Source organism: Mesorhizobium sp. M1142 (assembly GCF_040318565.1).
GTDB lineage: Bacteria > Pseudomonadota > Alphaproteobacteria > Rhizobiales > Rhizobiaceae > Mesorhizobium.
The window spans coordinates 229,673-243,978 of sequence record NZ_JAMYMK010000005.1 but is presented as its reverse complement, the minus strand read 5'-3'; the positions used below and the strand labels follow the sequence as shown (position 1 = coordinate 243,978).

The 14,306-nt window shown below is 64.3% G+C and carries 15 protein-coding genes; 2 read left to right on the top strand and 13 right to left on the bottom strand.

Annotated features, from left to right (window positions below; genetic code table 11):
* Nucleotides 1-83 precede the first annotated feature (83 nt).
* From NKH42_RS11395 to tesB, 4 genes are all read right to left on the bottom strand, one after another.
* Complete coding sequence (locus NKH42_RS11395) at nucleotides 84-2,738, bottom strand: FtsK/SpoIIIE family DNA translocase (protein WP_352691685.1); 2,655 nt, start codon at nucleotides 2,736-2,738, stop codon at nucleotides 84-86.
* A 341-nt stretch (nucleotides 2,739-3,079) separates the two neighbouring features.
* The gene (locus tag NKH42_RS11390; protein WP_254818068.1) at nucleotides 3,080-4,402 is read right to left on the bottom strand and encodes an ammonium transporter; all 1,323 of its coding nucleotides are present in this window, start codon (nucleotides 4,400-4,402) and stop codon (nucleotides 3,080-3,082) included.
* A 49-nt stretch (nucleotides 4,403-4,451) separates the two neighbouring features.
* Nucleotides 4,452-4,790, bottom strand: coding sequence for a P-II family nitrogen regulator (locus NKH42_RS11385; protein WP_254817816.1), 339 nt, complete (start codon nucleotides 4,788-4,790; stop codon nucleotides 4,452-4,454).
* A 220-nt stretch (nucleotides 4,791-5,010) separates the two neighbouring features.
* Complete coding sequence (gene tesB, locus NKH42_RS11380) at nucleotides 5,011-5,886, bottom strand: acyl-CoA thioesterase II (RefSeq protein ID WP_352691683.1); 876 nt, start codon at nucleotides 5,884-5,886, stop codon at nucleotides 5,011-5,013.
* A 100-nt stretch (nucleotides 5,887-5,986) separates the two neighbouring features.
* Here tesB and NKH42_RS11375 point away from each other — a divergent pair, with 100 nt between their 5' ends.
* On the top strand, nucleotides 5,987-7,231 hold the full coding sequence (locus NKH42_RS11375; protein ID WP_352691702.1) for a ubiquinone biosynthesis hydroxylase: 1,245 nt from the start codon (nucleotides 5,987-5,989) through the stop codon (nucleotides 7,229-7,231).
* 34 nt (nucleotides 7,232-7,265) lie between these two features.
* Here the strand turns inward: NKH42_RS11375 and NKH42_RS11370 are convergent, their stop codons facing one another.
* The 3 genes from NKH42_RS11370 to NKH42_RS11360 form a co-directional block, all read right to left on the bottom strand.
* Entirely contained in the window at nucleotides 7,266-7,793 is a 528-nt protein-coding gene (locus NKH42_RS11370; RefSeq protein WP_352691681.1) for a hypothetical protein, read from the bottom strand.
* A gap of 143 nt (nucleotides 7,794-7,936) precedes the next feature.
* On the bottom strand, nucleotides 7,937-8,293 hold the full coding sequence (locus NKH42_RS11365) for a YciI family protein (RefSeq protein ID WP_352479974.1): 357 nt from the start codon (nucleotides 8,291-8,293) through the stop codon (nucleotides 7,937-7,939).
* 2 nt (nucleotides 8,294-8,295) lie between these two features.
* Nucleotides 8,296-8,514 carry a hypothetical protein gene (locus NKH42_RS11360; RefSeq protein ID WP_352508947.1) on the bottom strand — a complete coding sequence of 73 codons (219 nt, stop codon included), beginning with the start codon at nucleotides 8,512-8,514 and terminating at the stop codon, nucleotides 8,296-8,298.
* Nucleotides 8,515-8,735: 221 nt separating this feature from the next.
* Between NKH42_RS11360 and NKH42_RS11355 the strand changes: the two genes are divergently transcribed.
* Nucleotides 8,736-9,161 carry an OsmC family protein gene (locus NKH42_RS11355; RefSeq protein WP_352508948.1) on the top strand — a complete coding sequence of 142 codons (426 nt, stop codon included), beginning with the start codon at nucleotides 8,736-8,738 and terminating at the stop codon, nucleotides 9,159-9,161.
* 317 nt (nucleotides 9,162-9,478) lie between these two features.
* On the opposite strand, the gene NKH42_RS11350 is transcribed toward NKH42_RS11355, so the two are convergent.
* The 6 genes from NKH42_RS11350 to sdhC all read right to left on the bottom strand — a co-directional run bounded on the left by NKH42_RS11350 (nucleotide 9,479) and on the right by sdhC (nucleotide 14,239).
* Nucleotides 9,479-10,117: a YceH family protein gene (locus tag NKH42_RS11350; protein WP_352751447.1), complete on the bottom strand. Its 639-nt coding sequence runs from the start codon at nucleotides 10,115-10,117 to the stop codon at nucleotides 9,479-9,481.
* A 243-nt stretch (nucleotides 10,118-10,360) separates the two neighbouring features.
* Nucleotides 10,361-11,140, bottom strand: a complete 780-nt coding sequence (locus NKH42_RS11345) for a succinate dehydrogenase iron-sulfur subunit (protein ID WP_352701261.1) — start codon at nucleotides 11,138-11,140, stop codon at nucleotides 10,361-10,363.
* On the bottom strand, nucleotides 11,140-11,577 hold the full coding sequence (locus NKH42_RS11340; RefSeq protein WP_352701418.1) for a DUF3052 family protein: 438 nt from the start codon (nucleotides 11,575-11,577) through the stop codon (nucleotides 11,140-11,142). The genes NKH42_RS11345 and NKH42_RS11340 overlap by 1 nt, the downstream gene beginning before the upstream one ends.
* A 2-nt stretch (nucleotides 11,578-11,579) precedes the next feature.
* Nucleotides 11,580-13,418: a succinate dehydrogenase flavoprotein subunit gene (gene sdhA, locus NKH42_RS11335; protein WP_352701260.1), complete on the bottom strand. Its 1,839-nt coding sequence runs from the start codon at nucleotides 13,416-13,418 to the stop codon at nucleotides 11,580-11,582.
* Between the two features lie 3 nt (nucleotides 13,419-13,421).
* Complete coding sequence (gene sdhD, locus NKH42_RS11330) at nucleotides 13,422-13,817, bottom strand: succinate dehydrogenase, hydrophobic membrane anchor protein (RefSeq protein ID WP_352508952.1); 396 nt, start codon at nucleotides 13,815-13,817, stop codon at nucleotides 13,422-13,424.
* Nucleotides 13,814-14,239: a succinate dehydrogenase, cytochrome b556 subunit gene (gene sdhC, locus NKH42_RS11325; RefSeq protein ID WP_352479640.1), complete on the bottom strand. Its 426-nt coding sequence runs from the start codon at nucleotides 14,237-14,239 to the stop codon at nucleotides 13,814-13,816. Before sdhC ends, sdhD begins: the two co-directional genes overlap by 4 nt.
* Nucleotides 14,240-14,306 lie beyond the last annotated feature (67 nt).

Sequence of the window (14,306 nt, the reverse complement as noted above, 5' to 3'; positions counted from 1 at the left end):
AGTTGGGCTTAAGTTTGGCGGGCCGCACGGCGCTCATCGTTGCAACGCGCCAAAAGGTTCAAAGTTGCCGGCGCGGATGCGCTCTAGAACTTGTCGTCCTCCGTCGGCACCAGGATTTCGCGTTTTCCGGCATGGTTGGCCGGGCCGACAATGCCTTCCTTCTCCATCCTCTCAATGATCGAGGCGGCGCGGTTGTAGCCGATGCCGAGCCGGCGCTGGATGTAGCTGGTCGAGGCCTTGCCGTCGCGCAGCACCACCGCAACCGCCTGGTCGTAGGGATCGTCGGAATCCTCGAAATTGCCGCCGTCGCCGCCGCCACTGCCTTTGCCCGTCGGCTCGTCGTCATCCTTGTCGTCGTCCTCGGTGATAGCGTCGAGATATTCCGGCACGCCCTGCAGCTTCAGATGCGCGACGATCTTCTCCACCTCGTCGTCGGAGACGAAGGGACCGTGCACGCGCTGGATGCGGCCGCCGCCGGCCATGTAGAGCATGTCGCCCATGCCGAGCAGCTGTTCGGCGCCCTGCTCGCCCAGGATGGTGCGGCTGTCGATCTTCGATGTCACCTGGAACGAGATACGGGTCGGGAAATTCGCCTTGATGGTGCCGGTGATGACGTCGACCGACGGCCGCTGCGTTGCCATAATGACATGGATGCCGGCGGCGCGCGCCATCTGCGCCAGGCGCTGCACCGCGCCTTCGATGTCCTTGCCGGCGACCATCATCAAATCGGCCATCTCGTCGATGATGACGACGATGTAGGGCATCGGCTCGAGGTCGAGGTTCTCCGTCTCGTAGATCGCTTCGCCGGTCTGGCGGTCGAAGCCGGTCTGCACGGTGCGGGAGATCCTTTCGCCCTTTTTCTCGGCCTGCTGCACGCGCGCGTTGAAACCGTCGATGTTGCGCACGCCCACCTTCGACATCTTGCGGTAGCGGTCCTCCATCTCGCGCACGGTCCATTTCAGCGCCACCACCGCCTTCTTCGGATCGGTGACCACCGGCGTCAGAAGATGCGGAATGCCGTCATAGACCGAGAGTTCCAGCATCTTTGGATCGATCATGATCAGCCGGCAGTCCTGCGGCGTCAGCCGATAGAGCAGCGACAGGATCATGGTGTTGATGGCGACGGACTTGCCCGAGCCGGTGGTGCCGGCGACCAGCACGTGCGGCATTTTGGCGATGTCGACGATCACCGCCTCGCCATTGATGGTCTTGCCCAGCGCCAGCGCCAGCTTGGCCTTGGTGGTCTCGAAATCGCGGCTGGCCATGATCTCGCGCAGATAGACGGTCTCGCGCCTGGCGTTCGGCAATTCGATGCCGATGGCATTGCGGCCCGGCACCACGGCGACACGGCAGGCGATGGCGCTCATCGAGCGGGCGATGTCGTCGGACAGGCCGATGACCCGCGACGATTTGATGCCCGGCGCGGGTTCCAGCTCGTAGAGCGTGACGACCGGACCCGGACGCACATGGATGATTTCGCCCTTGACGCCGAAATCCTCCAGCACGCCCTCGAGCAGGCGGGCGTTCTGCTCCAGCGCGTCCTTGGACAGGCTTGCGTCGCGCACCACGTTCTTCGGTTCCGACAGGAAATGCAGCGACGGCATCTCGAATTTCTCCGAGCCGATCAGCGACGCCTGCGCCTCGCGCTGGACGCGGGCGCCTGGTGCCGGCCGCGGCGCCGGCGCCTCGACGCGCGTCGCCGCGTCGGAGCGGAAGTTCTGCACCTTTGCCGTCGGCGCGGCGCGGCGCTGGCCGGCCGGCTCGGGCGCGAAATCCATGTCGTCATTGTCGTCGTTATCGAAGACGTCGGCATCGTCGGGGTCGATCGAGGCACTGCGGTCGTTGACCATGGCGGCGAAGAATTCCGGCTCGACGCGGGCGCGCCCGCCCGGGCTCATCCGCGCCTCGGCGAACTCGGCCGATTCGACCCGTTCGGCCGCCCGTCGCCAGGCGCTGGGGCGCGGTTCCATCTCCGGTTCGAAATCGTCGCGCTCGCGCCGGCGCGCGGCGCGGCGGCGCAGATAGGCCCGCAGCGACAGCCACCAGTGGGTGATGGCGCCAAGTGCCAATATGCCTTCGTCGCCCTCGTCCTCGTCATTGTCGAAAAGCAGGTCGTCCTGCGGATCGGGCACGGCAGGCTGTTCGAGGACGGCAAAGCCGTTCTTGCGCGAAATCAGCGCCGAGCCATACAAGAATACCCACAGCGCCGGGGCTGCCAGGAGCACGGCGAGCACGCTGGCGACGAGGCCGGTCGGATAGCCGCCGATGATGAGGCCTGGGATATTGAGCACCATATCGCCGAATACGCCGCCGAGGCCGGTCGGCAGCGGCCAGGTCTTGGGCGGCACCACGCAGCCGGCGATTGCCGCGCCAAGCAGCGAAAACCCGAACCAGGCGAGCGCCCGTTTCGGCAGCCTGTCGACGCCGCGCGCGGTAAACAGCAGAAACCCCCAGATCACCGCCGGCACCAACGCCGCAACCGCCGCAAGTCCGAAGAACTGCATGGCGATGTCGGAAAAGACGGCGCCCGCATAACCCATTGCATTGGTGACGGTATTATCAGTGGCATGCGAAAAGCTCGGATCGGCGACGTTCCAGGTGGCAAGGGCGGCGACGCCGAAGCCAACCAGAGCAAACAGCCCGGCACCGACCAGCCGCCCGACCTGGCGCCTCGCGAACGCCCGGATGCCGTGCCCGGTATCGGCCAGCGCAAGCGGTGCTGAAGCCCCTGAACGCATGCTCTTCCTCGTCTGTCGTTGCCCGGCCGGGGCGCGGACGCGCAACACGGCAGATTCGGCTGTCAGACTAGCGGCGGGAAGGTTAAGGGCGCATTAACCATGGGCATTCTGCGTCACCGGAACGGGCCACCGCCACCACAGTTCGGAGCCGCTGCGGCCGATGTTTCACGCCGCCGGCGGATCGAGCACCTTGATCAAGCGACCGCGATCGAGCCATCACGGCCATCCGCGCGCAAAAAAGAGGCCCGGAAGGTTTCCGGGCCTCAAGGCGTGAGTCCTTTCGGGAGCGTCACGACGGGATCTTCCCGGCACCGGCAAAACGCCGATGCCCGCCAATGCCTTTACGCCACCACTTCGCCGTGCTGGCTGATGTCGAGGCCTTCGACCTCTTCCTGGGTGGAAGGACGCAGGCCGACCAGCGCCTTGACGATGTAGAGGATCACGAAGCTCGCGATCGCCGTCCACAGGATGGTGAAGACGATACCGTAGAGCTGCTTGCCGACAGAGGCGCCCGAGCCGAGGCTGTTGATCGCCGGATCGGCGAGCACGCCGGTCAGCAATGCACCGATGATACCGCCGATGCCGTGCACGCCGAATGCATCGAGCGAGTCGTCATAGCCGAACGCGTGCTTGAGCTTGACGGCCGAGACGTAGCACAGCACGCCCGCGACGATGCCGACGATGAAGGCGCCGGTCGGGTTGACGAAGCCGGAAGCCGGCGTCACCGCGACCAGGCCAGCGACGGCGCCCGAGATGATCCCGAGAACGCTCGGCTTCTTGGCGACGATCCATTCGGCGAACATCCAGGCGAGCGCCGCAGCGGCAGCGGCAACCTGGGTGTTCAGCATCGCGGCACCGGCAAGGCCGTCGGCGGCCAGTTCCGAACCGGCGTTAAAGCCGAACCAGCCGACCCACAGCAGCGAAGCACCGATTACGGAGTAGACCAGGTTGTGCGGCGCCATGTTGGTTGTGCCGTAGCCTTCACGCTTGCCGAGAACCAGCGCGCAGACCAGGCCGGCAACACCGGCATTGATGTGAACGACCGTGCCGCCGGCGAAATCGAGAACGCCGGCTGTGCCGAGGAAGCCGCCGCCCCACACCCAGTGCGCGATCGGGGCATAGACCACCAGCAGCCACGCCCCCATGAAGATGAGCAGCGCCGAGAACTTCATGCGTTCGGCGAAGGCGCCGGCAATCAGCGCCGGTGTGATGATGGCGAAGGTCATCTGGAACATCGAGAAGACGAACTCAGGGATGTTCGCCACGCCCGGCAGCCACAGCGACGAGGTGGTGATGCCGTTGTGGAAGAACTTCGAGAAGCCGCCGAGATAGGCATTCATGCCGCCACCATCCGAGAAGGCCAGCGAATAGCCGAACATGAACCACAGCACCGTCACCAGGCAGGTGATGGCAAAGCTCTGCATGATCGTGGCGAGCACGTTCTTCTTGCGCACCATGCCGCCATAAAACAGCGCCAGGCCCGGTATGGTCATCATCAGCACCAGCGCCGTCGAGGTCAGCATCCAGGCGGTGTTGCCGGTGTCGAGCGCGGGCGCTGGGGCAGCCGGTGCTGCCGGTGCCGCTTCCTGCGCGAACGCAGCAACCGTGCCCAGTGCAGCGAGAGCGAGCGAGCCCAAAACGGCCGCGCGTCCCGTTATCTTCAAGGTGGAAGGAATATTCATTGAACTCTCCATTGGAATACGTATCGGCGGCTCAAAGCGCGTCGGTGTCTGTTTCGCCGGTGCGAATGCGCACCGCCTGGTCGATGCCGAAAACGAAGATCTTGCCGTCGCCGATCTGGCCGGTCTTGGCCGCCGCGGTGATGGCTTCGACCGCCCTGTCGACCATGTCGACGGCGACCGCGACTTCGATCTTGATCTTCGGCAGGAAGCTGACCGCGTATTCCGCCCCGCGATAGATTTCCGTGTGCCCCTTCTGGCGTCCGTAGCCTTTTACTTCGGTGACGGTCAGGCCCTGGATGCCGACCGCGGTGAGCGCCTCGCGCACCTCGTCGAGCTTGAACGGCTTTATGATTGCCATCACGATCTTCATAAGGTTTCACCCTTTGCTGTTGCGGGTCCCCGCGTTTTGCACGACTTCGCCGATCCCCATGAGAGCCGGAGAGTGCCCGCTAGGATTCAAGCTCCGTGCCAATTGCCGAAGCAGGGTGTTAAGCTGTTGTTAAACAACGAAATCGGGAAGGTTTGCCGACTGCCTGTTCACAGTCGCGGCAGTGCATATGATTAAAAAATAGGCAAATTTCGAAAAATGCCTACTCCGCAGGCGGTCGCTTCAGCCGGATGAGTCCTTCTTGGGCAACCGATGCGATCAACGTGCCGTCGCGGGCAAACAGCGAGCCGCGGGTAAAACCGCGCGATCCTTGCGTCGACGGGCTGTCTTGCGTGTACAGCATCCAGTCGTCGAGCGGGTGGCTGCGGTGGAACCACATGGCATGGTCGAGGCTGGCTGCCTGGATATCGCGATCGAAAATGGCGCGGCCATGGGCAAAGGTCGAGGTGTCGAGCAGAGTCATGTCGGAGAGGTAAGCGAGCACGGCCGCCTGCGTGGCGCGGTCGGCCGGCACCGGGCCGGTGGTGCGGATCCAGATGTTCTGCTTCGGCTCGAGCTTTTCCCGGCTGGTATAATGCTTCAGCATTACCGGCTTCATCTCGATCGGCCGGTCGCGCTCCCAATAGCGCTTGATGCCCTCGGGCACCGCTTCGCCGAACTTGCCCAGCAACTCACGTTGCGACAGCAACGTGTCGGGCGCCGGCACGTCCTGCGGCATCGGCACCTGATGTTCCAGGCCGACCTCATCCTGCTGGAACGAGGCTTCCAGCGAAAAGATCGCCTGGCCGTGCTGGATCGCGACGACGCGGCGCGTGGTGAAGGAGCCGCCGTCGCGGATGCGGTCGACCTCGTAGATGATCGGCACCTTGGTGTCGCCCGGCCGCATGAAATAGCCATGCAGCGAGTGCACATGGCGCTCGGGCTCGACCGTTCGCTGCGCGGCGACCAGCGCCTGGGCGATGGTCTGGCCGCCGAAGATGCGCTGCCAGTCGAGCTTGGGGCTGCGACCACGATACAGGTTGTGTTCCAGCTGCTCGAGGTCGAGAATGCCGAGAAGCTCGTCCATGGCTGCCGTCATCTTGACCTCGCCGCAAAATTACCATGGCGGTTTCCGACAGGAACAGCGGGCAGTCAAGGGCGGAAAGCCCGGCGACGGTCAGGCTGCGAAAGGAATTGCGATGGTGGACAGCAAGAATTCGCTCGACGTTCTTGTCGCCGGCGCCGGCTATGTCGGCCTGGCCGCCGCCGTATCGCTGAAGCAGGCGCGGCCGAGCCTTGCCGTTGCCGTCGTCGATGCAGCACCCGCCGGGGTCTGGCGGAAGGACGGCCGCGCCTCGGCGATTGCCGCCGCCGCGTGCCGCATGCTCGACCAGCTCGGCGTCTGGAACGAGATCGCGCCGGAGGCGCAGGCGATCACCGAAATGATCGTCACTGATTCGCGCACATCCGATCCGGTCCGCCCGGTGTTCCTCACTTTCGATGGCGAGGTCGCGCCCGGCGAACCCTTTGCGCATATGGTCGCCAACAAGGATTTGAACGGCGCCTTGCGCCGGCGCGCCGAACAACTCGGCATCGGCATCATCGAAGGCGTCGCCGTCAGCGCCTTCGACATCAACGGCGCCGGCATAACCATGCATCTTGCCGACGGCGCGACGCTGAAGGCGCGGCTGCTGGTCGCCGCCGACGGCGTCAACTCGAAGCTGCGCGACATGGCCGGCATCAAGACGGTGAAATGGGAGTATGGCCAGTCCGGCATCGTCTGCACGGTGGCGCATGAGCGGCCGCACAACGGCCGCGCCGAAGAGCATTTCCTTCCCGCAGGCCCGTTTGCCACGCTGCCGCTCAAGCCGGGCAAGGACGGCACCAACCGCTCGTCGATCGTCTGGGTCGAACGGTCGCACGATGCCGACAAGCTGGTCAGTGGCGACACCCTGGTCCTGGAATATGAGCTCGAGCAGCGCTTTGGCCTGAAACTCGGCGAAATCCATATCGCCGACAAGCCGCGTGCCTGGCCGCTTGGGCTGATCATTGCGCGCGCCTTCGTCGCGCCGCGCATCGCCTTGGCCGGCGACGCCGCCCACGGCATCCACCCGATCGCCGGCCAGGGTCTGAATCTCGGCTTCAAGGACGTGGCGGCGCTAGCCGAAGTGGTGGTCGAGGCCGACCGGCTCGGCCAGGACATCGGCGCGCTGGACGTGCTTGAGCGCTACCAGCAATGGCGGCGTTTCGACACGGTGCAGATGGGCATCACCACCGATGTGCTGAACCGGCTGTTTTCCAACGATTTCGGCCCGCTGCGCACTTTGCGCGACATCGGCCTCGGCCTTGTCGAGCGCATGCCGCGGCTGAAGGGGTTCTTCATCCGCCAGGCGTCGGGTCTGTCCGGCGACACGCCGAAACTGTTGAAGGGCGAGGCGATCTAGGCCCGGCAAGCGCGCGCGTTTTACTGGCGTTCGGTCAGTTGACCTCAAAGCCTAGCTTCTGGCGCAGCCGGAGCATGCGCTGGTCGGGAATCGGCAGGTTTTGTCCACCAGCTTCCGCCGCACGGCTGACCATTCGCAGCAGATCGTTCCTTTCAGCTGCGTCGAGCCGTTCGCGCAGGAACGGTGCCAGCTTGTCGATGACGACCGTGGCGTCGTCGATTTGCGATGCCGCCCATTTGGCGTAGATCACGGCTTCATCGGTCTGCTTTTTGTCGGCGATCTCCGAGATCACCGATCGAATGGCGGCTTCGCGTTGCGGCAGCACAGGACCATGCTCGGAAACAATCGCGGTGATCAGCGTCGCGGCGGCGACGACCGGATCGTCGATCGCCGTCAGCGGCGAGAGCGCCGCCTGCGTGCGCAGCTTCTTGCGGCGAATATTGCCCTGGACGCGGCCAACGACGTCGGCAACCTCACGCGCCGCGTCGTTCATGATCTTCAGCCGGTACCACCAGAACGCCGCTGCCCCCAGCAGGCCGATTGCAGCAATCAATATATGCATACCCCAAGATCCCCAGTCTCGGGCGACGATAGAAGAAGTATTGCTTCGCTTCAACACGCAAAAGTTGCATCGATCGAAGAAAACGAAAGCCTGCGCCAGTCATCGGCCGCCATCACTTTGCCAAGGATCTTATCGGGACATCCCTACGACCCCGGTACGTTGTAGATCGCCCGCACCTCGATCGTGCCGATTTCGGCCAGCGGGATTCCGCCGGCGATCTCCAGCGCCTCGTCGAGATCCCCGGCCTCGATCATGACGAAACCGAGCAGCTGCTCCTTGGTCTCGGCGAAGGGGCCGTCAGTGACCAGCCGCTTGCCCTGGCGCCGGCGCACGGTCTTCGATGTCTTCACCGATTGCAGCGCCTGCGCGATGATCAGGCGGCCGCTTTGCGCCACCGACCTGTCATAGGCCAGCGAATCGGCGTCGAGCTTGGCCAGCCTCGCAGGCGTCATTGCGTAGAGATCTTTTTCTTCACCGTAGACCAGGCAAACGTATCTCATCTTTACCTCCATTCCTGGGTTGGACCGTAGGGCGAGGCGACGGACACGTCAGCTGGGCCTTTGGCCGCTGCATAGTCGAGAAAGGACACCGCAATGCCGATGATGGCAATCGCCGCAAGCAGTCGGCCGAAGCCGGAAGGCTGCAGGCGCGACCAGTCGGCTTGTTGTTCACCGGCCCCGTGGCCGGTGCTTGTCCAGTGAGCAGAAAACAGATTGTTCATGTGGTCCTCCATCCGGCCACCAAGTCCATGGCCGCCCGCAGGACGGCCGGGACAGATGGAAGTCGACATTTTTGCACGCGTATTTTTTCGAATTTTTTTCGCTCGACATGATGTGTCACGCTGCCGCCGATACGAAAGCGTGGATGGCCTTCGCTCCGGAGCGCGCTATAGTCGACCGGACGCCGACTACGGGTTCAATCACGACAATCAAGGAGGAATTGATGGACCGCACCGCCAACGCCGTTTGGAAAGGCAGTTTCAAGGAAGGCAAAGGCACGCTCGATACCCAGAGCGGGACGCTGAAAGGCACGCCCTATTCTGCCAAGATGCGTTTCGAGGACGAGAGCGGCAAATCCGGCACCAACCCGGAAGAGCTGATCGCCGCCGCCCATGCCGGCTGCTTTGCCATGCAACTTTCGCATCTTCTTGCCGAGAACGGCACTCCGGCTACCGAGCTCGACGCCAAGGCCGTGGTGACACTGGTCCCCGGCACCGGCATCACCGGCAGCGCGATCACGCTGGTTGGCAAGGTACCGGGCATCGATGCCGCCAAATTCCAGGAACTAGCCGAAAAAGCCAAGGGCGGATGCCCGGTCTCGAAGGCGCTCGGCGCCATCAAGGTGTCGCTCGACGCCAGACTCGGCTGACGGGCGAGGTTCGGGGCAATCGTTCAGACAGATGGACCCAATTGTCTTGGACGCCAATTGTTGAGGCCGGCGCTGCCCCTCACCCACCTGCCGGGCATTTCTCCCCGTATAGTGACGGGGAGAAAGAAGCTGGCCGCAGCCGCGGCACCCTTCTTGCAACGCTAACTATTGGGCGAAACCGTCGATGAGAGCGTCCCTCTCCCCGTCACTATACGGGGAGAGGTCGCCGGTAGGCGGTGAGGGGCAGCGCTAGCCGATCGAAAGCGGCAACGAACATGTCACGTTGAGGGCGCTGTCAGCCAACGTCTCGAAAATCCTTATCGCCCATCGCCGGTCAGCGCATCGAGGCGGGCGCGCAGTGTCGCGACCTCCTCCTCGAGAACCTGCACGCGCGTCTCCAGATCCGAGGCCGGCGAGGACGATTGCAGAGGCACTGCTGCAGTCGACAGCTGCGGCGGCCCGCTGAGCAGATGGACATAGCGATCCTCGCGCTGGCCGGGGCCGCGATCGATCTGCTGCACCAGCGGCGGCCTTCGGCCGATCAGCAGGTCGAGATTGCCGCGAAGCTCCTCGATCGACGGCAACCGCGCCAGGCGCTCGCTTCGCGCCAGCAATTCATAGGCCGTCTGCGGGCCGCGCAGCAACAACAGGCCGAGCAGCGCGATCTGCGCCGAGGTCAGGGAAAAGCGCTGTGCCACGACATGCTCATAGCGCTCGACGCGTGACGCGAAGACCTGCCTGACGAGGCCCTTCTGCTCCAGCTGGCCAAGCGCCCGCCTGACCTCGGCAAGCTCGACCGACATCACCGGCTCGCGCGCCGTCTTCTGGTTGGCGGCGGCAAGTGCCGCATTGAGCGTCAGCGGATAGACGTCCGGCGTCAGCTCCTTCTTCTCGATCAGGCAACCGAGCACGCGGGCTTCGATGGGAGAGAGGATGGGAAGGTCGGAGTCGGTCATTGGATCGGCTATCCTTCTGAGGCTGGAGGGACAGCACCCCCCTCCGTCCTGCCGGACATCTCCCCCGCAAGGGGGGAGATCGGCAGCTTCAACGCTGTGCGTCCATTCTTGCAATGGTGGAGATTAGCGAAAGCCAAGATGACGGCCAATCTCCCCCCTTGCGGGGGAGATGTCCGGCAGGACGGAGGGGGGCGCGAAGGATCGCTACGGACGAGACGATCTCGGCTGCAACCCGCCCGCCCCCTATACCCGTCGCTCCACCATCATCTTCTTGATCTCGGCGATCGCCTTGGCCGGGTTGAGCCCCTTGGGGCAGGTCTGGGCGCAGTTCATGATGGTGTGGCAGCGATAGAGCCGGAACGGGTCTTCGAGATTGTCGAGCCGCTCGCCCGTCGCCTCGTCCCTGGAATCGATCAGCCAGCGATAGGCCTGCAGAAGCGTCGCCGGGCCGAGATAGCGATCGCCGTTCCACCAGTAGCTCGGGCAGGAGGTCGAGCAGCAGGCGCACAATATGCACTCGTAGAGCCCGTCGAGCTTTTCGCGGTCCTCATGGCTCTGCAGCCATTCCTTGGCCGGCTCGGGCGACACCGTCTTCAACCACGGCTCGATCGAGGCATGCTGGGCGTAGAAATTGGTGAGGTCGGGCACCAGGTCCTTGACCACTTGCATGTGCGGCAGCGGATAGACCTTGATCGCGCCGGCAATGTCGTCGCAGCCCTTGGTGCAGGCCAGCGTGTTCGACCCATCGATGTTCATGGCGCAGGAGCCGCAAATGCCTTCGCGGCAGGAGCGGCGCAAGGTCAGCGTCGGGTCGATCTTGTTCTTGATCCAGAGCAGCGCGTCGAGCACCATCGGCCCGCAATCGTCCATGTCGACGAAATACGTATCCATGCGCGGGTTCTCGTCATCGTCCGGCGACCAGCGGTAGATGCGGTATTCGCGCAGATTGGTGGCACCCTCCGGCTTCGGCCAGGTTTTTCCGGCCATGATCTTCGAGTTTTTCGGAAGCGTCAGTTCGACCATTACCTCAGGTCCTTTCGGATGACGAGCTTCAGCCCGGACCAGATCTCGTTCACGGCGGCGACCTTGACGTCGACGAGGTCGAGCTTCAGCGCCTCTGTGCGGATAACGTCCTCGGTGACGTCGGTCGGCACTTTCGATGCCTTTTTTGGCCAAGAGACCCAGACCATGCCGTCCCGCTTGATCGCTGCTTCGATGTCGCCAAGACGGTCCTCGATCTCGACACGCTGCCGGGTGAAAGCGTGTACGGCATCATATTTCTCATGAACGCCCGAAATCGCCGACCAGTCAGCCAGCCGGTCGAGCTCGGCAAAGTCCACGGCTTCGGCAAGGTCGTCCAGCTCGGCCGGCAAGGCGACGAAGGCGGCAATCATCCCGTCCTTCAGGCCGAGCTTGGCTGGAAGGGGCATGCCGGAATATCCCGCAACCGCCAGCGCCATCGTCAATACACTCTCGCCTTCGGCGCAATCTTGGCCGGATTGATGCCGCCGTCTGCCTCCTTGAGCAGCGTCTCGGTGTGCACCGGCCGGTAGCTGAGCGCCACCTCGCCGGCCTCGTTGAGCCGGGCCAGCGTGTGCTTGCGCCAGTTGGCGTCGTCGCGGGCCGAAAAGTCCTCCCGCGCGTGCGCGCCGCGGCTTTCCTTGCGCGCCTCGGCGCCGTAGACGGTGGTGATGGCGTTGGCCATCAGATTTTCCAGCTCCAGCGTCTCGACCAGGTCGGAGTTCCAGATCATCGAGCGGTCAAACACCTTGACTTCCTTGAGCTCGCCCCAAAGCTGCGAAATGCGCCTGCAGCCGCTTTCCAGCGATTCCTGGGTGCGGAACACCGCCGCGTCCTCCTGCATCGCCTTCTGCATCTTTTCGCGCAAAACCGCTGTCGGCGTCGAGCCGTTGGCGTGACGCAGCCGGTCGAAGCGGTCCATGATCTTTTCGACGGCGGCCTCGTTGGGCGGAGGGATCGCCGATGTCCGGTCGATCACCTGGCCGGCCCGGATCGCCGCCGCACGGCCGAACACCACCAGATCGATCAGCGAGTTCGAGCCCAGCCGGTTGGCGCCGTGCACCGAGGCGCAGCCGGCTTCGCCGACCGCCATCAGCCCGGGCGACACCTGGTCCGGATTCGACGCCGTCGGGTTCAGCACCTCACCCCAGTAATTGGTCGGCACGCCACCCATATTGTAATGGACCGTCGGCAGCACCGGGATCGGCTCCTTGGTCAGGTCGACGCCGGCAAAGATCTTTGCCGATTCCGAAATACCCGGGAGCCTCTCGTGCAGAACGGCCGGGTCGAGATGGTCGAGATGCAGGAAGATATGATCCTTCTTCGGGCCGACGCCGCGGCCCTCCCTGATCTCCAGCGTCATACAGCGCGAGACCACGTCGCGCGAAGCCAGATCCTTGGCTGACGGCGCGTAGCGTTCCATGAAGCGCTCGCCCTCGGAATTGACGAGATAGCCGCCCTCGCCGCGCGCGCCCTCGGTGATCAGGCAGCCGGCGCCGTAGATGCCGGTCGGGTGGAACTGCACGAACTCCATGTCCTGCAGCGGCAGCCCTGCGCGTGCGGCCATGCCGCCGCCATCGCCGGTGCAGGTATGCGCGGAGGTGGCCGAGAAATAGGCGCGACCATAGCCGCCGGTCGCCAGCACCACCATTTTCGCCGAAAAGCGGTGGATGGTGCCGTCGTCGAGGTTCCAGGCGACGACGCCGGTGCAGGTGCCGTCCGGCTCCATGATCAGGTCGAGCGCGAAATACTCGATGAAGAACTGCGCATTGTGCTTCAGCGACTGGCCGTAGAGCGTGTGCAGCATGGCGTGGCCGGTGCGGTCGGCGGCCGCGCAGGTGCGCTGCACCGGCGGCCCCTCGCCGAAATTCATCATCATGCCGCCGAACGGCCGCTGGTAGATTTTCCCGTCCTCGGTGCGGCTGAAGGGGACGCCGTAATGCTCGAGCTCGTAGACCGCAGCCGGCGCTTCGCGCACCATGTATTCCTGCGCGTCGGTGTCGCCCAGCCAATCCGAGCCTTTGACGGTGTCGAAGAGATGCCACTGCCAGTTGTCGGGACCCATATTGGCGAGCGAGGCGGCAATGCCGCCCTGCGCCGCAACCGTATGCGAGCGCGTCGGGAACACCTTGGTGATGCAGGCGGTGCGCAGGCCCTGCTCGGCCATGCCGAGCGTGGCCCGCAGGCCGGCGCCGCCGGCGCCGACGACCACGACGTCGAATTTGTGGTCGACATAGCTATAGGCGGAAGCCGTGTTGGCGTTCTTCGCGTCCTTGGCCAAAACTCAGCCTCCAAATGCCAGTTTAAGCAGGGCGAAGACCGAAGCGACGCCGACGACTACGGGAAAGAATGTGTTGAGGGCGAGCAGCGCCAGCCTGGCGCCTTCGCCATGCACATAGTCTTCGATGATTGCCTGCATGCCGAGCCGCATGTGGTAGAGCACCGACAGCAGGACCAGCGCCAGCACCAGTGCCACGAATGGATTGGCAAGTGCGGCGCGCACCTCGATATAGCTGGCACCGTTGAGTGCGATCAGGAAACCCACGAAGAACAGGACCAGCGGGATGTTGGAGATCGCCGTCAGCCGCTGGCGCCAGAAATGGCCGGTGCCCTCGCGGGCGGAACCGAGGCCGCGGACCTTGGCCAGCGGCGTACGCATGTCGGTGTTTTTGCCGCTCATGTCAGGCTCCCCCGCGCCATGTAGCCGGCGATCCAGATCAGCAGCGTCAGCGTGACCGAGCCGGCCAGCGTCGCCCAGGCGATCCTCGACGCCGTATGCTTTTCCAGCCCTGCCCCAGTGTCCCAGATCAGATGGCGCACACCGCCCAGCATGTGGTGCATCAGCGCCCAGCTGTAGCCGAACAGCACCAGCCGTCCCAGCCACGAGCCGAAGGCCCAGTTGACGGCATTGAAGGTCGCCTCCGAACTCGCCGCCGCCATCAGCCACAGCGCGACCAGCAGCGTGCCGAAATAGAGCGCCCCGCCGGTGATGCGGTGGACGATCGACATCGTCATGGTGATCGGCGGCCGATAGACGGTCAGGTGCGGCGAAAGCGGCCGTTCACGTCTGGCAAATTCGCGGGTGGCTGGTGATTTGCTCATGGCTCCCCCAGTTCGGCGTCTCTGGAGCCTCAGGTGGGAATGCGGCATTGCCGCTTCCGGTTGCGAC